Source organism: Kribbella jejuensis (genome assembly GCF_006715085.1).
Classification (GTDB): domain Bacteria; phylum Actinomycetota; class Actinomycetes; order Propionibacteriales; family Kribbellaceae; genus Kribbella; species Kribbella jejuensis.
The window spans coordinates 3892370-3909500 of record NZ_VFMM01000001.1; the positions used below are offsets into that span (position 1 = coordinate 3892370).

At 69.4% G+C, this 17131-nt stretch carries 16 protein-coding genes and 1 riboswitch; of the genes, 8 read left to right on the forward strand and 8 right to left on the reverse strand.

Annotation, left to right across the window (positions count from 1 at the left end; all coding sequences use genetic code 11):
* Positions 1-2 precede the first annotated feature (2 nt).
* The gene (locus FB475_RS19190) at positions 3-689 is read right to left on the reverse strand and encodes a GAF and ANTAR domain-containing protein (protein WP_141857594.1); all 687 of its coding nucleotides are present in this window, start codon (positions 687-689) and stop codon (positions 3-5) included.
* A gap of 109 nt (positions 690-798) precedes the next feature.
* Between FB475_RS19190 and nhaA the strand changes: the two genes are divergently transcribed.
* The 3 genes from nhaA to FB475_RS19205 all read left to right on the forward strand — a co-directional run bounded on the left by nhaA (position 799) and on the right by FB475_RS19205 (position 4129).
* Complete coding sequence (nhaA, locus tag FB475_RS19195; RefSeq protein ID WP_141857595.1) at positions 799-2679, forward strand: Na+/H+ antiporter NhaA; 1881 nt, start codon at positions 799-801, stop codon at positions 2677-2679.
* 64 nt (positions 2680-2743) lie between these two features.
* Positions 2744-3181, forward strand: a complete 438-nt coding sequence (locus tag FB475_RS19200) for a rhodanese-like domain-containing protein (RefSeq protein WP_141857596.1) — start codon at positions 2744-2746, stop codon at positions 3179-3181.
* Between the two features lie 105 nt (positions 3182-3286).
* Positions 3287-4129: an SAM-dependent methyltransferase gene (locus tag FB475_RS19205; protein ID WP_202878365.1), complete on the forward strand. Its 843-nt coding sequence runs from the start codon at positions 3287-3289 to the stop codon at positions 4127-4129.
* Positions 4130-4140: 11 nt separating this feature from the next.
* Here the strand turns inward: FB475_RS19205 and FB475_RS19210 are convergent, their stop codons facing one another.
* Together FB475_RS19210 and FB475_RS19215 are read right to left on the reverse strand one after the other, a co-directional pair.
* The gene (locus tag FB475_RS19210) at positions 4141-4641 is read right to left on the reverse strand and encodes a tetratricopeptide repeat protein (RefSeq protein WP_238332226.1); all 501 of its coding nucleotides are present in this window, start codon (positions 4639-4641) and stop codon (positions 4141-4143) included.
* Positions 4638-5918 carry an FAD-binding oxidoreductase gene (locus FB475_RS19215; RefSeq protein ID WP_141857597.1) on the reverse strand — a complete coding sequence of 427 codons (1281 nt, stop codon included), beginning with the start codon at positions 5916-5918 and terminating at the stop codon, positions 4638-4640. Before FB475_RS19215 ends, FB475_RS19210 begins: the two co-directional genes overlap by 4 nt.
* Positions 5919-6002: 84 nt before the next feature.
* On the opposite strand from FB475_RS19215, the gene pdxR reads away from it, so the two are divergent.
* Positions 6003-7391 (forward strand): MocR-like pyridoxine biosynthesis transcription factor PdxR, encoded by a 1389-nt coding sequence (pdxR, locus tag FB475_RS19220; protein ID WP_238332227.1) that lies wholly within the window; start codon positions 6003-6005, stop codon positions 7389-7391.
* Between the two features lie 83 nt (positions 7392-7474).
* Entirely contained in the window at positions 7475-8218 is a 744-nt protein-coding gene (locus tag FB475_RS19225) for a GNAT family N-acetyltransferase (RefSeq protein WP_141857599.1), read from the forward strand.
* Here the strand turns inward: FB475_RS19225 and FB475_RS19230 are convergent.
* A complete protein-coding gene (locus FB475_RS19230; RefSeq protein ID WP_238332228.1) occupies positions 8208-9212 on the reverse strand; it encodes an MBL fold metallo-hydrolase in 1005 nt (334 codons plus the stop codon). The two genes, FB475_RS19225 and FB475_RS19230, sit on opposite strands and share 11 nt — an antisense overlap.
* 120 nt (positions 9213-9332) lie before the next feature.
* Between FB475_RS19230 and FB475_RS19235 the strand changes: the two genes are divergently transcribed.
* A complete protein-coding gene (locus FB475_RS19235; RefSeq protein WP_141857600.1) occupies positions 9333-10208 on the forward strand; it encodes a LysR family transcriptional regulator in 876 nt (291 codons plus the stop codon).
* A complete protein-coding gene (locus tag FB475_RS19240; RefSeq protein WP_141857601.1) occupies positions 10205-11077 on the forward strand; it encodes a serine hydrolase in 873 nt (290 codons plus the stop codon). The genes FB475_RS19235 and FB475_RS19240 overlap by 4 nt, the downstream gene beginning before the upstream one ends.
* 4 nt (positions 11078-11081) lie before the next feature.
* On the opposite strand, the gene FB475_RS19245 is transcribed toward FB475_RS19240, so the two are convergent.
* On the reverse strand, positions 11082-11468 hold the full coding sequence (locus FB475_RS19245) for a RidA family protein (RefSeq protein WP_141857602.1): 387 nt from the start codon (positions 11466-11468) through the stop codon (positions 11082-11084).
* A gap of 81 nt (positions 11469-11549) precedes the next feature.
* Between FB475_RS19245 and FB475_RS19250 the strand changes: the two genes are divergently transcribed.
* Positions 11550-13406, forward strand: coding sequence for a DUF6807 family protein (locus FB475_RS19250; RefSeq protein WP_202878366.1), 1857 nt, complete (start codon positions 11550-11552; stop codon positions 13404-13406).
* Here FB475_RS19250 and FB475_RS19255 read toward each other — a convergent pair.
* The 3 genes from FB475_RS19255 to FB475_RS19265 form a co-directional block, all read right to left on the reverse strand.
* Positions 13381-14154, reverse strand: a complete 774-nt coding sequence (locus FB475_RS19255; RefSeq protein WP_141857604.1) for a thiazole synthase — start codon at positions 14152-14154, stop codon at positions 13381-13383. The genes FB475_RS19250 and FB475_RS19255 overlap by 26 nt on opposite strands.
* A gap of 1 nt (position 14155) precedes the next feature.
* Entirely contained in the window at positions 14156-14359 is a 204-nt protein-coding gene (thiS, locus tag FB475_RS19260) for a sulfur carrier protein ThiS (RefSeq protein WP_141857605.1), read from the reverse strand.
* Positions 14349-14460, reverse strand: a riboswitch (TPP riboswitch). Its footprint overlaps the gene before it by 11 nt.
* Positions 14461-14513: 53 nt before the next feature.
* Entirely contained in the window at positions 14514-17072 is a 2559-nt protein-coding gene (locus FB475_RS19265; RefSeq protein ID WP_141857606.1) for a glycosyl hydrolase, read from the reverse strand.
* Between the last annotated feature and the right edge of the window lie 59 nt (positions 17073-17131).

The following is a 17131-nucleotide window of genomic DNA, read 5'->3' on the forward strand; positions in this document are numbered from 1 at the left end:
CCTCAGTGCGGGAGTTTGCGCGTATCGATGAGCTGCTGCGCGACGTCGCGCAGTTTGGTGTTGGTGTCCTGCGAATACCGCTTGAGGATCGCGAACGCCCGGTCGCCGTCCACGTCGAACCGCTCCATCAGGATCCCCATCGCCTGCCCGACCAGCTTCCGCGCGTCGACCGCCTGCGCCATCGTCTCCTCGTGCCGCGCTGACGCCACCGCGACCGACGCGTGCCGCGCCAGGATGTGCGCGATCGCCTCGTCGTCGGTCGTGAACGCGTCCGGCTGGTCGCTGTACACCCCGAGCACGCCGACCGTATGGCGGGTGGTGTCGCGGGTGGCCAGTGGTACGTCGAGAACGGTCCGGATGCCGGTGTTCACGAGGTCCGGCCAGCGGTCGTCGGTGCTGGTGTCGCGGATCAGGACGGTACTGCGTTCCCGCAGCGCGGTGATCAGCGGACCACTGTCCGTGGCGATCTGCAGTTCGTAGTACTGCGTCACGACCGGGTCGGTCACGGCGGCGATCTCCGCCCGCGAACCGCGGGTGTGCAGCGCGACCCCGGCGTAGGTACAGCTCAACGCCTGCAGCGCGAACTGCACCACCGCCTCGATCGTCTCCTCGACTCCAGGGGCGTCGTGCAGCTCGATCGCCAGCCGGGCGAACGTGTCCGCCGAGGTGGCGAGATCGGGCTCAGTCACTGGGGTCTCCAGGGCATGGTCTGCAATCGGGCAACGCACATCATGCAGTCCGGACGCCACAGCGTGGAAGCCGACCCAGGAATCGGCTCACTCCCTCTACAGTGTGCCTATGGCGGACGTGGCTGGTCTGTTGGGCGGGCGGACCGACTGGCGGCGGGAGTTCGCTGCGCCGTTGCGGTCGTTCCTGCGGACCGAGGCGGGAAGCTCGGGCGTGCTGGCGGCCGGCATCGTGGTCGCGGTGGTCTGGGCCAACGTCGCGCCGGGGACGTACGACGACTTCTGGCGGACCGAGTTGTCGATCGGGATCGGGCACCGCGAGCTCGGGCTGGATCTGCGCGAGTGGATCAACAGCGGGCTGATGACGCTGTTCTTCCTCGTCGTCGGCCTGGAGGCCCGGCGGGAGTTCGACCTCGGGGATCTCCGCGACCGGTCGCGGTTCGTCCTGCCGATGCTCGCCGGGATCACCGGGATGGTGACACCGGTTCTGATCTATCTGGCGTTCAACGCGGGCGGCGCCGGCGCGCACGGCTGGGGGGTCGCGATGTCGACCGACACCGCGCTCGCCCTCGGGTTGCTGGCGCTGGTCGGGCGCGGCGTACCGGATCGGGTGCGGGTGTTCCTGCTGACCGTGTTCGTGGTCGACGATCTGCTCGCGCTGGTCGTGATCGCGGTCGTGTACAGCGAAGACGTCAAGGTGATGCCGCTCGTCCTGGCGATCGTCGCGTTCGCGGTCGTGCTGACGCTCGCGCTGCTCAAAGTCCGCAAGCCTTGGGTGTACGTCGTACTCGGCGTACTCATGTGGGCGGCCCTCCTGAAGAGCGGCGTCGACCCGGTCGTCGCCGGGCTGGCGATCGGCCTGACCGCCTCGGCGTACTCGCCCGGACGTGAGGAGCTCGAGGAGGCGACCGGCCTGTTCCGGCTGTTCCGCGAGCAGCCGACGCCCGAGCTGGCGCGGTCCGCGACCGTCGGCCTGACCACGACGATCTCGCCGAACGAGCGCCTCCAGTACCTGTACCACCCGTGGACCAGCTACCTGATCGTCCCGCTGTTCGGGCTCGCGAACGCCGGTGTCACGATCGACGCGAACTTCCTCGGCCGCGCGTTCACCTCGCCGATCACGCTCGGCATCCTGCTCGGGTACGTGGTCGGCAAACCGGTCGCGGTGACCACCGTGTCCTGGCTGCTCGAACGGGTCACCGGTGGCCGGATCCGGCCGGGCGTCGGCTGGGCCGCGGTGCTCGGCAGCGGCACGATCGCCGGCATCGGCTTCACCGTGTCGTTGCTGATCGCAACCATCGCGTTCGACGGGCCGCAGCTGGCCGAGGCGAAGGTCGGCCTGCTGTCCGCGGTGGTCGTGGCGTCCGCGTTGACCTGGGCGGTGTTCCGCGCCGCCAAGCTGTTGTCCCCGCCGAAGAAGGCGCTCGCGCTGCTCGGCAACGCGGAGCAGTTGCAGGACCTGACGGACCCGGTCGACCCGGAGCGGGATCACATCCGCGGGCCCGAGAACGCGTCGGTGACACTGGTCGAGTACGGCGACTTCGAGTGCCCGTACTGCGGCCGCGCGGAACCGATCGTCCGCTCCGTCCTGCAGGACGACGACCTGCGCTTCGTCTGGCGCCACCTGCCGCTGTCCGACGTACACCCGAGGGCGCAGATCGCGGCGGAGGTATCGGAGGCGGCGGCCGCGCAGGGGCGGTTCTGGGAGATGCACGACCTGCTGCTCGCGAACCAGGACCACCTGCAGCCGAAGGACCTGATCGGGTACGCGGAGCAGCTCGGCCTGGACACCGATCGGTTGCACGACGACGTCAAGCGGCACGTGGCGGCGGCGCGGGTCGCGCAGGACGTCGAGTCCGCCGACACCAGCGGCGTGTCCGGTACGCCGACCTTCTTCATCAACGGCCAGCGCCACTACGGCGCGTACGACGTCGAGACGCTCAAGCAGGCGATCAAGGTGGCCCGGGCGCGGGCCAAGATCAGTCGTGGCTGAATTTTGATGTACTAGGACATTTCTGCCACTGTCATCGTCGCAACGAATCGCCGAGGCTGGGGGCATGACCAAGCAGATTGATCACGCCGCCGTTGCGCACTTCGCCGGACGGCTGGCGTACGAGACGGATGTGTCCGATGTCGCCGCGGACATCGGTGCCGGGGTGCAGGGCTGGGTGCTGATCGACAGCCGGAGCCAGGAGAGCTGGGACCAGGGCCACGTGCCGGCGGCCGTCCATCTGCCGACGCGGGAGATCGCGGCCCGGGCGGCGAGCGTCGTACCGGAGGGCGCCGCGGTCGTGACGTACTGCTGGGGACCCGGCTGCAACGGCGCCACCCGCGCGGCGCTGGAGTTCGCGAAGCTCGGGTATCCGGTCAAGGAGATGATCGGCGGGTACGAGTACTGGGTCCGCGAAGGCCTGCCGGTCGAGACCGCGGACGGGATCGAGCGGCGCGAAGCCGACCCGCTGACCGCACCGCGCGGCATCGCGTGTGCGTGCTGAAACGCCTGTGCGCGTTGAGGTTTTACACGCCTTGAACACGCCGTGGTGAAACGCTGACTCTCCGTGCGTTAGGCTCGTACCAGCCCCTTGACGCGAGGAGACGGTGTGACCGATCAGCCGGTGTACGACAGTGGGCTGATCGCGCACGGGATCGACACCACCAGGCCGAGTGTCGCGCGGGTGTACGACTACTTCCTGGGCGGCAAGGACAACTACGAGTCCGACCGGGAGCTGTACCGGCAGATCATGAAGGTCGCGCCGGAGGCTCCCGAGTGGGCGCGGGCGAACCGGCGCTGGCTCAAGGAAGTCGTCACCTGGCTCGCCGAGGACCGCGGGGTCCGGCGTTTCATCGACGCCGGCTCCGGCCTGCCGACCGTGGAGAACACCCACCAGATCGCGCAACGGGCCAATCCCGCATGCTCGGTGGTGTACGTCGACAATGACCCGTCCGTGGTCGCGCACGGGCGGGCGTTGCTGCTGGACAACGATCGGACGCAGTTCGTCGCGGCGGACCTCACCGAACCGGACGACGTGCTGGCGGACCAGGCGATCGCCGACCTACTCGCGCCCGGCGAACCGGTCGCGCTGGTGATGGCGCTGATGCTGCACCACATCGCCGACTACGACGAGACGCTGCGGATCGCCGAGCGGTACGTCGACGCGCTGCCGCCGGGGTCGTACCTGGCGATCACGCACGCGTGCAACCCGGGCGACGGCGGCGCGGTCGACGTACTGGTGACCGAGCTGATGGAGAAGGTCAAGCACGCGTTCCCGACGCTGGCCTTCCGGTCGGTCGCGGAGATCTCGTCGCTGTTCGGCGGGATGGAGATTCTCGACCCGGGCGTGGTCCGGCTGGTCGACTGGCACGTTCCGGGCGGCCGCGTCGACGAGGAGCCGGAGCCGGGCGTCCGCGACGCGATCTACGGCGGCGTCGCGCGCAAGATCTAGGGTCCTGAGCCCTAGAGGTTGGCCAGGTAGTCGGCGTTTCCGCGGATCGCGGCTTCGTAGCGCTTGATGTCCGCGGTGTCGACCTTGTCCGCGATCACCAGCAGCAGCGTGGCGAGGGCCTTGTCGTGGAGCCCGGCCGCGTGCAGCGTGAGCGCCTTGAACACGCGCAGCGAGTCCGATTCCGGGTATTCCGCACAGGCCTTCTTGAAGACCGCCAGCGACTCGTCGAAGCGGTTGAGGTTCCGGAGGGTGCTGCCGTACTGCAGGAGGCACTTCCGGCGGGTCTCCCCGCTGAGCCCCGGGAGAGCGCGCTCGTAGTAACCGACCGCGGCCTCTTCGTCCCCGGCGGTGTCGTAGGACCCGCCGACCTCGTACAGCACGTACGGGTTGTCCGGATGCTCGGCCAGCAGCTTCTCGAAGTACGCGATCGTCGGACCCATGTTCGATCGATCCCGCTTCGAGAACCCGTCCTCGATCGCCGCGGCCAGCTCCGGCGTCAACTCTGTAGTCACACCACCATCATGCCGCGTGCCGGCTTGATGTTCTGGTTCAGGTGGAAAACGTTCTCGGGGTCGTACGCCGTCTTGAGCGCGATCAGGCGCTCCAGTTTCGCGGGCGGGAAGGCGCGCTGGATCGGGTCCTCGTTGAGCGTGTTCAGGTACGCGCCGTCGGCGTACGGCGCCAGCGTCGCGGCGTACTCGCGCAGCATGCCGATCTTGGCCGCATCCTCGGAGGGGTCCTCCCAGCGCGTCGCGGTGACGAATTCGAAGAGCGTGTCGCGGTGGCTGAACGCCGCGTCGGCGTCCGGGACATCGGCGATCGCCCCGCCGTACGCCTGCAGGCTCGCACCGACACCCGGGTTGGCCAGCAGCGCGCGCAGCGCCTCGTCCGGCAACGACTTGAAGTAGTGCCCCTTCCAGTACCGCCGGTACCGGTGACCCTGGACGCTGTCGTCCCGCGTCTGCAGCTTCAGGTACGTCGTCTCCTCGACGAGTTCGTCCGTCACCGGCCCGAGCGCACGGAACGCGGGCAGCAGGTCGAAGCCGCCCTCGCCGACCCACACGTAGCCGACCGTCACGGAACCGTTGGCGATGCTCGCCGTGAACGTCGCCTCCCGCGGCGCCTGCGCATTCAGCTCACGCCAACCTCGCAGGACCTCGAAACCGGCCGACATCGGGTAGGTGAACTCGACGATCAGCGCTCGCGTGCCGATCTCGTGCAGCTGGAACTCGAACGACGTGACGATGCCGAAGTTCCCGCCACCGCCCCGCAGACCCCAGAACAACTCGGCGTTCTCGTCGGCGCTTGCAGTCACGACATCGCCGTCCGCGGTCACGACCTGATAGGAGATGACGTTGTCGCAGGCCAGGCCGAACCGCCGCGCCAGCCAGCCCATCCCGCCGCCGAGCGTCAGCCCGCCGACGCCGGTGTGCGAGACGTTCCCGGCTGTTGTGGCCAAGCCGTACTCCTGGGCCGCCCTGTCCAGCTCGCCCAGCAGCGCCCCGCCCTGGACCCACGCCCGCTTCTGCTCAGGGTCGACGTGGACCGCGTTCATCGGCGTCAGGTCGATCATCAGCCCACCGTCCGGTACGGCGAGCCCGGCGATGTTGTGCCCGCCGCACCGGACCGCGATCTCCAGCTCCTGCGCCCGGCCGTACCGAACCGCCTCGGCGACCTCCGCCGTCGAGGAGCAGCGCACGACCACTGCCGGCCGCCGGTCGATCATCGCGTTCCAGACGGTCCGCGCCTCGTCGTAGCCGGCGTCCCCGCTCCGCAGCATCTCGGTCATCTCGGCTCCTCGTTCGTCGTGTTGGGCTTGGTAAAACCCTGACAGCGCAGCGGTCCGCCGATAAGGTCCAGTTCTGTGAGCCGAATGAGGACCAGTTCCGGAGCCGGCGAACTGCTCGTCGAGCTCCAGCGCGACAACGGTGTGCCGTTGCACCAGCAGCTCGAGAGCGCGATCCGGACCCGGATCCGGGCCGGTCTGCTGCGCGCCGAGACCGTGATGCCGTCGACGCGCGCGCTCGCGCAGGACCTCGGCCTGTCCCGCGGCGTGGTCGTCGAGGCGTACCAGCAGCTCGTCGCCGAGGGCTACCTGATCAGCCGGGCCGGCGGCTATACGCAGGTCGCGGACATCGCGGTCATCGAGCCGACCGCGGCCGCCAAGCCGGATGCGGGCCCGCCGCGGATCGATTTCCGGTACAGCCGCCCGGACGTGTCGCAGTTCCCGCGCGCGGCATGGCTCCGGTCGGTACGCCGGGTGCTGAACGAGACGCCGTACCGCAGCCTCGCCTACATCGACGGGCGCGGCACGCTGGAGTTGCGTACTGCGTTGTCCGACTACCTGAACCGGGTTCGCGGCACGGCGGCGCGCCCGGAGAACATGCTGATCTGCAACGGGTTCGCGCAGGGGTCCCGGTTGTTGCTGCAGGTGCTGGCTGCTGCGGGACGTCGGCGGCTGGCCGTCGAGGATCCGTCCGACAATGATCTGCGCGAGGTCGCGGAGGCGGCCGGGCTGGAGGTGGTCGGCGTACCGGTGCTGGACGGCGGCATCGACGTGACCGCGCTCGAGCGGTCGGGCGCGGACGTCGTACTCGTGACCGCCGCGCACCAGTTCCCGACCGGGGCGGTCGCGTCGGCGGAGACGCGGGCCGCGCTGGTCGCGTGGGGCGGGCTCGTCATCGAGGACGACTACGACGCGGAGTACCGGTACGACCGGGAGCCGATCGGTGCGCTGCAAGGCCTGGCACCCGACCGGGTCGCGTACGCCGGAACCGCTTCGAAGACGCTGGCGCCCGGTCTGCGGCTGGGGTGGCTGGTCCTGCCGTCGTTGCTGGTCGAGCCGATGGCGCAGGCGAAGCTGATGGACGACCGCGGGTCGCCGGTGTTCGACCAGTTGGCGTTCGCCGACTTCGTCGCGCGCGGTGAGTTCGACCGGCACCTGCGGCGGATGCGGCCGCGGTACCGGGAGCTGCGGGACACGCTGGTCGAGCGGCTGGCGGCGCGGCTACCGGAGCTGGAGCCCGTCGGGGTGTCGGCCGGGCTGCACGTGATGGCCTTGCTGCCGCCGGACGTGTCCGAGGAAGCGTTGCAGGAGGCGGCGCGGGCGCGCGGGGTCGGGGTGTACGGGTTGAAGCCGTACTGGGTCGGCGGCGACGGGCCGGCCGGGCTGGTGTTCGGGTACGGGTCGCTCAGCCGCAAAGACGTTGTCGAGGGCATCGAGCTCCTGGCCGAAGCGGTCGCGGCCGTCCGCGGCGCCTGACCATACCAAACCGTCTGGTATGGTCCGATGAATAACTATCCATTTCATTGCAAATCGATCCGGCGGGTTCTACGCTTGATCGAGTGATCGCCGCAGCTCGCATCGACTCCCTGATGAACCAAGGCTGGCCCGCCGCGCACAGCACCGAGCTGGACGGCTGGCTGGTCCGACGCAACGCCGGAGTCACCCTGCGCGCCAACTCGGTGCTGCCCAAGAGTGCGCCGTTCGACCTCGGCAAAGCCTTGGACTACGTGGAGAACCTGTACGCCGCGCACGACATCGCGCCGTCGTTCCAGGTCGGTCCGGCCGCCCAGCCCGGCGACCTGGACGCCAGGCTGGCGGCCCGCGGTTACGAGGTCCGCAACCCGACGCTGGTGATGGGCGCCGAGCTCACCGACGTCCTCGCCAACCTCGGCGAGCCGGCCTCGCCGGTGAATATATCCTCCGCACCCGACGACGCCTGGATGGATTTCTGGTGGGCCGTCGACGGTCGCGGCGGATCCGGCGCACAGGCCGCCGCCCGGCAGATCCTGAACCGGGCCCGGGCGCTGTACGCGGTCATCCCCTCCGGCGAACCGGTCAAGGCAATCGGCCGGCTCGCCCTGGTCAACGACTGGGCCGGCCTGTACTGCCTGGCCGTCGATCCCCAGCATCGCCGCCAGGGACTCGCCCAAGCAGTCATCCACGGCTTGTTGCACGAGGCAAGCACCTTGGGCGTCAACCACGTCTGGCTACAGGTCGTCGAGAGCAACACACCGGCCCGAGCCCTCTACGAACGCCTCGGCTTCCGAACCGTCTCCCGCTACCACTACCGCGTCAAAGCGTGACCTTCTGCAGGTGGTCGAGGAGGACGAACTCGGCGCCTGCTTTCTGTGCCGAGGTGCGCAGGGGTGTGAGGTCGGTCCACGGGACGCTGGGCTCGTCGAGGGGTTTGTCGAAGTCGTCCCAGTGGGTGGCGATCACTGTGCGGACCGGTTTGATCGTCCGCAGCAGGCGATCGGTGATGCCGGGTTCACCGCCGGGCGCCGCGAGTACGACGTCCACCTGGAGATCGCGCAGCGCGTTCGGGTCGAAGTTCGCCGTACTCAGGCTGAGGATCCGCAGGCCGCCGATCGTGATCACGTACGCCAGCGTGCCGCCCTCGACCAGGTCCTCGATCACCCGCGGGCGCGGCGGGACGGCGTACCGGTAACCCGGATAGGCGTACGTGTGCCGCTTGCCGCCGCATGAGTGCAGCGACGGGAACACCTCGATCGCGAACCCCTCGAACGGGAGGTACTCGCCGCCACGCACCGGTGAGAGCAGGTCGTTCGGCGTCCTCATCGCGCGGAGCAGGTTCGCGTGCGTCTCGGTGCAGAGCACGGTCGCCTTGGTCTTCTGGGCGACGTACGGCACGTCGGCCAGGTGGTCGTAGTGCCCGTGGTGCACGAGGATCGCGTCCGCCGTACTCAGGTGCTTGTCGATCACCTCGGGCTTGATCACCAACTTGGTCTTCGGGTCAGCCCCCTGCGGCGTGAACGTCCCGGTCTTGAACCGCGTGAACCAAGGGTCGGTCAGCACAACGCTCTTCCCACACCGGATCTGCCACGCATGCGTCCCGAACCACGTCAGCTCCACCGCGTGCCGTTCGCCCCCGGCGCCCGCCGGGCGCCCCGCCCGGTCAACCGCCGACCCGGCCCTGTCCGCGGCGCCGGCCGCCTGTCGCGGCTTGCTGCCGGCCCCGGCCGCCTCGCTCTGGCTTTCGAGCCCGATCGCCCCCACCACGCCTGCGGCGCCCGCCGCGGCGGCGCCGGCCAGCATCCCTCTCCGACTCACCTTCACGCTGTCTCCCTCTGCTCGTCCTGTCATCTCAGTCAAAGCGAGGGGTCCGGGGTCTGTCGAATATGATCTCGGGCATGTGCCGATTGCCCGAAGGTATAACTGCAGGTCAGCTGGGTCCTTATGCTGACTGAACGGCATCTGCAGATCTTCGTTGCGCTCGCCGAGGAGCAGCACTTCGGCGATGCCGCACGGGTCGTCGGCATCACCCAGCCCCCGCTGTCCCAGGGCCTTCGCCGCCTGGAAGCGCTGATCGGCGCCAAACTCTTCGAACGCGGCGCCAGCGGCGTCGAGCTCACCCCGGCAGGCGCCGCGCTCCTGCCGTACGCGCGCCGAGCCCTCTCCTCGCTGGAGGACTTCCACCAGGCCGCCGTCGCCCGCGACCCGGAAGGCCCGGAGATCCGCCTCGGGCTGGCGCCGGAGGTTCCACCCTCGGCCGGTGCCGCGGTCGCGAAGGCCGCCGGCGAGGTCATCCCCGGCAGCCGCGTCACGGTGGTGAGCGCCCCGACGACCACACTCGTGAACCAGGTGAACACAGGCCGCCTGACGCTGGCCGTCGTACAACACCCCACAGTCCTCGACGGCCTGGAAGCCGGCCCGGTCTCCCTCCTCCCAACCTGGGTGCTGATCCCAACGGACACGCCCGTAAATGGGGACGTGGTGGCGCTGCGGCAGTTGAAGGGGTTGCCCTTTGCCGTGCGGTCGCGGGCCGAGGCTCCGGCGGCGCGAGACCTGTTCGTCGACACGTTGGCGTTGCACCGGCCGGACGGTGGGACCGTGGTGGTGACGGACGAGCGGGCCGGGTTGGCAATGGCTGCTGCCGGGCAGGCGATCGTGGTGACCGCCGACCCCGCGCTGACCGCCCCGGGAGTCACCAAGCACCGGCTGGCCGGTGATCCGCTCCCGTTGCGCCTGCGGCTCGTGTGGTCCAAGACGCGTACGCCGTTCCTCCGCCCGAACGACGTGATGATCCAGCTCACCGAAGCGCTCGCCTCGTGAACGCTCGCATCCGCGCGGTCTTCGACGACGCCGGCGTCCGCGGATGGCTGCACGCGGTCGCGCTCGACGACCCCGACGCGACCGTCGAACTCGACGCGGACGGCATCGTCCCGCTGGCCTCCGTCTACAAGCTCCCGCTCCTGGCCGGCTTCTGCCGCCTGGTGGACCTCGGCGAACTCGACCCCCGCCGGCAACTCACCATCGACCCGAGCGACAAAACCGCCGGCCCGACCGGTTTGTCGGTCTTCGCCGACCCGGTCACGGCATCGCTCCGCGACTTGGCCCTCTCGATGATGACGGTCTCCGACAACGCATCAGCGGACGCCCTGCTGGAGCTCGTCGGCCTGCGCCGATTGGCTGCGATGCTCACGGAGTTCGGCCTGCACAGGACGTGGGTACGCCGAGGTACCGCGGGCAACCTGCGCGACCTGCAACGCCGTACCGGCACGAACGACCCGGACGCGGCCCTCGCCGTACTGGCGGACAACGACCGCACCGACCCGGCCGGCGTCTACGAGGCCGCGAACGCGTCGGCGAGTACGGCGCGCGACCTCACGTTGCTGCTGCGCCGGCTCTGGGCGGGCGAGCTGCTCTCACCGGAGCAGACCGAGTTCGTCAAGGCGACCATGCACCGGCAGGTCTTCCTGCACCGCCTCGCCTCCGGCTTCCCGTACGACGAGGTCCGTGTCGCCGGAAAGACCGGAACGTTCGGCGCGCTCCGACACGAGGTCGGGGTCGTCACGCTGCCCGACGGAGCGGCGTTCGCGATCGCGGTGTTCACGCTCGCCGCCCGCGGCGACATCCGCCAGCCGCGCGTGGACGCCGCCATCGGCGAGGCCGCCCGCCGAGCCGTCGACCTGCTGCGTTGACGGATCAGATGATCGCGTAGGCCTCGATCTCGAACAGCGCGCCAGGGACGGCGAGGCCCGAGACCTGGACCGCCGTACCCGCGGGTTTCGTGCCCGGGATGTACTTGTCGCGAACGACGCGAATCGCGGGCAGGTGGCCGACGTCGGTGAGGAAGAACGTCAGCTTGACCACGTTCTCGAACGTGGTGCCTGCCGCGGCCAGGCAGCGCTCGAGGTTCGCGAAGACCTGCTCGGCCTGCGCGTCCGGATCGCCTGCGCCGAACAGCTTGCCGTCCTGGTCCAGGGCCAGCTGCCCGGACACCGCCACCCACTGGCCGGTTCCGGTCACCACATGGCTGTAGCCGTTGCCCGGGGCAACGCCCTGGACCTGCGGATACTCCAGTTCACTCACGTGTTCCTCCGATCGGCGTGTGCCCCCATCCGATCACACCAGGGGTTGAGAAACCGGTTTCCTTCGGGAGAGGATACGGAGGTGGGCCGGACACCGAAGGACACCATCACGATCACCGACGTGGCGCGGGTCGCCGAGGTGTCGCGCGCCACCGTGTCCCGGGTGATGAACGGCCGTCTCAGTGTCGCCCCCGAGATCGTAGCCCGGGTGCGGGCCGCCGCGGAGCAGCTCAACTACCGGCCGAGCGACCTGGCCCGGAGCCTGTCGCTGGGCCGGACCAACATGGTCGCGCTGATCGTCCCCGACCTCGGCAATCCGCTGTTCCAGCAGGTCCTGCGCGGCATCACGAACGCGTCCGCCACGGCCGGGTACAAGGTGCTGGTCGCCGAGACCGACGAGCATCCGGAGGCCGAGGCCTCGATCGCGATCGAGGCGCGGCGGCGCTGCGACGCGCTGATCATGGTCTCGCCGCGGATGGACGAGGAGCGCCTGGTCGAGCTGTTGCCGCAGGTGCAGCCGGTGATCCTGGTCAACCGCCAAGGACCACCGGAGGTGGCGTCGGTCGTGGTCGACTACGGCCGCGCCGTCCGGATCGTCGTCGACCACCTGGTCGGGCTCGGGCACCGCCGGCTCGCGTTCCTCTCCGGCCCGGCGGCGAGCGCGTCGAACCGGCTAAGGCTGGAGGCGCTCGAGATCGCCGAGCGGGAGATCCCCGGTCTGGATCTGGTCCGGCTAGAGTGCGGCTGGTCGATCGAGGACGGGTACGCCGCGGTGGAACGGGTGCTCGACGCGCAGGTGACGGCAGTTGTCGCGTTCAACGATCTGGTCGCGTTCGGGCTGCTGGCGCGGCTCAACGAGGTCGGGGTCGCCGTACCGGCCGACCTGTCCGTGACCGGGATGGACGACATCGGCCTCGCGCGGTTCGCCGTACCGTCGCTGACCACCGTGCGGGTACCGCAGAAGGACCTCGGCGAGCTGGCATGGCAGCGGTTGCTCGCGTCGATCGCGGGACCGGCGGGCGAGGCGGGCGACGTACCCGAGCTGCGGCTGGCGGTGCGGGCGAGTACCGGACCGGTGCCGCAGGCGCGCCGGGCCGCGGCGACCGACGATCGGATCGGGTGGCAGCAGCAGGGCGACATCTACGAGCTCGGGAGTTCCGCGGAGATGCTCGCGCGGTACGAGTTCGGCCGGCGGATGCCGCAGGTCCACGCCCCCCGGCCGTACTTGCATCCCGTCCGGACGCTCGGCGGCCATCCGTTGACCGAGGTCAGCCCGGTCGACCACCGGCACCACTACGGCCTCTCGCTCGCCGTCGCGCAGGTCAACGGCACGTCCCACTGGGGCGGGCGCACGTACGTACGCGGCCAAGGCCCGACCCTGCTGACGAACCACGGGCAGCAACGCAGCCGAGGCGTGACGCTCAACGACCGGGAGCTGATCGACGACATTATCTGGTACGACGAGCAGGGTCGGCCGCAACTGGTCGAGCGCCGCCGTCTCACCGGGGCGCTCGCGTTCGGCGGCTGGCGGCTCGATTGGCGCAGCGTGCTCACGGCCCGGTACGGCTCGATCCGCATCGACAGCCCGGCCACGACGGGCCGCGAGGGAGCGGGGTACGGCGGGATCTTCTGGCGGCTGCCCTTCGTCGACACCACGGTGCTGAGCGCCGACGGTGATGGTCCTGAGGCGGCGTTCGGATCGTCGAGTCCGTGGCTTGCCTTCGTGCAAGGCGATGTCAGCTTGCTGCTCGTGCAGCCCGATCAGGTCTGGCCGTGGTTCTTGCGGACGACGCAGTACGTCGGCGCGTGTCCGGCGCTCGCGTGGGACGAACCGTTGGCGCTGCAACCGAATCAGGAGCTCGCGTTGTCGTTGACCGCAGTACTGCTGGACCGTCCGCTCGATGCGGCCGAGGCTAGAACGTTGGCAGGCCGGTTGTAGGGGAGGAGGCGAGCGCGGACTGCCAGCGGCGCGGGACGCGGCCGGCGAGACGGGCGTTGCGGCCCGCGGTGACCGCGTCGCGCATCGCGGCGGCCATCAGGGCGGGTTTCTCAGCACGGGTGACCGGGGTCGCGAGCATCACCGCGTCGCAGCCGAGCTCCATCGCCAGTGCAGCGTCGCTCGCCGTACCGATACCGGCGTCCACGATCACCGGGACTCCCGCCGCCTCGGCGATCAGCGCGATGTTGTGCGGGTTGCGGATGCCGAGCGCGGAACCGATGGGTGCGGCCAACGGCATCACCGCGGCACAGCCCGCCTGCTCGAGGCGCCGGGCCAGGATCGGGTCGTCGTTGGTGTACGGGAGGACGGTGAAACCGTCGGCCACCAAGGCGTCCACGGCGTCCAGCAGCTCGATCGGATCCGGTAGCAGCAGGTGGTCGTCGGCGACGACCTCGACCTTGATCAGGTCGGTCTCCAGCGCCTCGCGGGCCAGCTTCGCGGTCAGCACGGCCTCGGCGGCGGTGTGACAGCCGGCCGTGTTGGGCAGCACGTCGATGTTGTGTTTCTTCAGTACGTCGAGCACCGAGCCCTCGTGGCCGGTACCGAGCCGGCGCATCGCGACCGTGGTGAGTTGGGTGCCGGAGGCAATCAATGCCTCCTCCAGCACTTCCAGGTTGGCGGAACCGCCGGTGCCCATGATCAGCCGGGAGGCGTACGTCCGCCCGCCGAGCTCCAGTGGATCGTCCATCTCAGCCTCCCTGGGTCGCGCTGACGATCTCGACCCGGTCGCCCGGGCGCAACGTGGTCCGCGCCCACTCGGCCTTGGTCAGCACGCTCTGATTCACCGCGACCGCGATCCCGGTGCTGCGGTCGGAGTACTCGTCGACGAGCTCCGCCACCGACTTGTCCGGCGGCACGTCGACCGCCGTACCGTTCACCCACACCGACTCCATGCTTCCTCCCTACGCCGGAATTACCCGAGTCAGGTTCAGCGGTCGGCGACGGCTCAGTCGCCCTCTCAGCCCACTTCCTGCGAGCTCCCGCGGACAGCATCGACTGTAACTCACCCTCCCGGCCTTTTCAGCGCCGGGAGGGTGACGTGGACAGCTACGGGGTGGTGATCGAGGTGACCGTTGCTCCGGAGATGTAGGTCGGCCAAACACCCACGGTGACGGTGATCTGGCCGTTCGCGTTCGGCGTCTGCGTAGTGGTCAGTCCGTACAGGCTGGTGACTTGCACCGGGCCGGTGGCGTTGACCGTGACGGTCGTGTTCGAACCGCTGGCGGCCCAGATCGCGCGGAACGGCGTACCGTCTCCTGCTGCGTACACCTGGTCGATCAGCCCGTTCCCCGGGTACTCCTTGCCGAGGAACGTCGCGCCGCGGAGTTGCCGCGCCGCCGTGGCGTAGGCGACGTACGACGGTTTCGGGGTGTAGGCGCCGAGCGCGTCGGCTTCGTTGTGGATCAGGCCGAAGTTGTTCTCCTGGGCCGCCGGGTTGGTGCCGTCGTTCTTGAAGTCGTACATGTAGAAGCGGTCGACGTCGTGGCCGGGGACGTTGAGCATCTCGCGGGCCATGTACATCGCCTGCGTCGGCTCGGACACGGGTGCCGCGCTGCCGGCGCCGGTGTACCAACCGGCCTCGGTGATCCAGACCGGCTTGTCCACGCCGCCGTTGTACTGCCGGATCGTCGCCCGCACCTGGTCGATGAACGTGCCGAGGCTCTCCGGCGCGTTCAGGTAGTTGTACGGGTGCACCGACACGACGTCGAGGTACTTCAGCCCGCCGAGCTGGCAGAACTGCTGGAACCACGCCTGCTGGGTGACGTCGGTGTCACCGCCGCCCACGATCGTCAGGCCCGGGTGGTTCGCCTTCAGCTTCGGATACGTTGCCTTGAGCAACGCAAGGTAGCTGTCCGGGGTGAAGTTCGACGGGCCGGCGGCGTTCACGTCCCACTCGTTCCAGATCGCCAGGTTCTGGACCTGCGGGTACTGCGTCGCCAGTTTGTCCGCGTAGTTCGCGAACCCGGCCCGGCCGGCGTCGGTGAACGGCGCGTCGACGTCGTTGCCCGCCACGTCGTCGTACTTCGCGTTGCCGTAGTCCGCGATCAGCAGCGGGTCGAGCCCGTTGGACTGGAACGACTGCAGGTACGACGTGTACTTCGCCGGGAAGCTGTACGTGCCGACGGTGGTCTCGATGGCCGACCAGTACGCCTCGTCGCGCGCGGTCCGCGCCCCGGACTGGACGAGCAGCGGCATCGGGTCCGTGCTCCACGTGCCGGCGAAGTGCGTACCCGCTCCTTGGTACGTCGGGGAGGTGGTGACGGCGACCGCGTCGACGTTGACGGATGCCGTCGTACCGCCGCCGTTGATCGCGCTCTTGTCCAGCGTCAGCGTGATCGCCTTCGCCGGCCCGTGCCAGATCCCGTCGTCCGCGCCGCCGAAGTGCAGGTAGCCGCTGCCGGTGTCGAACCTGGTGACGTTCAACTGCTGCCACGCCGTACCCGAAATGGCGAGCCGTTGCTGATGCACCTGACCTGTCGCATCGGTCACGCGCAGCCCGAGCGACGAGAGCTGGCTCGATTTCACCCACAGGCTAAGGGATTTGGCGTCGATCGGTACGAACGTCCGCTGCACCGCGACGTAGTTTCCGCCGCCGGAGAAGTCGCCGCTGAGCTTGGCGGACTGGGCGCCGGCGTGCGAGGAAGCGGTGTCGTAGGTGAGGCTGCCGGTCGCGCCCGGGAACTCGCTGCCCGGGTAGAACGACCAGCCCTCCGCGGCGCTCTCGTAGTCGCCGAGCGGCGTCGTCGGCGTGGACGCGAGCGTGTTGAGCGTCAGGTCGTCGAGGTTGACGCTGCTGTTCGTCGCGCCGCTGATCGCGCCCTTGTCCAGCACGATCTCGATCGACTTCGCCGGACTGTGCCAGACGCCATCGTTCGCTCCGCCGAAATGGGTGTACTGCTTGCCGCCGTCGAACTTCGTGACGCTCAGCGGCTGCCAGTCGGTTGCGCCCGACAACGTCAGCCGCTGCTGGTGGACCTGCCCGGTCGAGTCGGTGATGCGGAACGTGAGGAACGACAGGTTCGGCGTCTTCGCCCAGAAGCTCACGCTGCTCGCGGCTACTTGTGGCAGCGTCCGGTTGACACTGACGTACGCACCGCCGGCGCTGAAGTTGCCGGACAGCTTGCCGGAGCTGCTGCCGGAGTGGTCGTCGGTCGTGTCGAGCGCGAAGCTTCCGGTGGCGCCGGGGTATTCGCTGCCCGGGTAGAAGGTCCAGCCCTCGGCAGTGTTCTCGAAGTCGCCGACGCGGCTGGTGCTCAGGCCCGCGACGGGCGCCGTACTGAGCGGGCTGAGAATGGCGAACGTCGTCTGAGCGGTCGCCGTACCGGCCTGGACGGTCAGCTTGTACCAGCCGCGGGTGGTGACCGACACCTGGAGCGTGCCGGCCGCGGCCTGGCTGCCGGTGGCGACGACGGTGCCGTTGACGTCGGCGGCCGACCAAGTGACGGACGCGGCGTCGGTGTTCAGGCCGACCTTGACCGGCTGGCCATCGGTGAACACGTTGCCGAGGGTGATCGGGGTGAGCGCAAGGGTCGCGGCGTGGGCGGGGGTGATGGTGCCGATGGTGATGAGTAGCGCTGCGAAGGCGAGCGCAAGGGTACGTCGCATGCCGACTCCTGTTTCAGGGCGAGGGCGGATCATGGGACGTCGGCTGCCACGACGTTGCG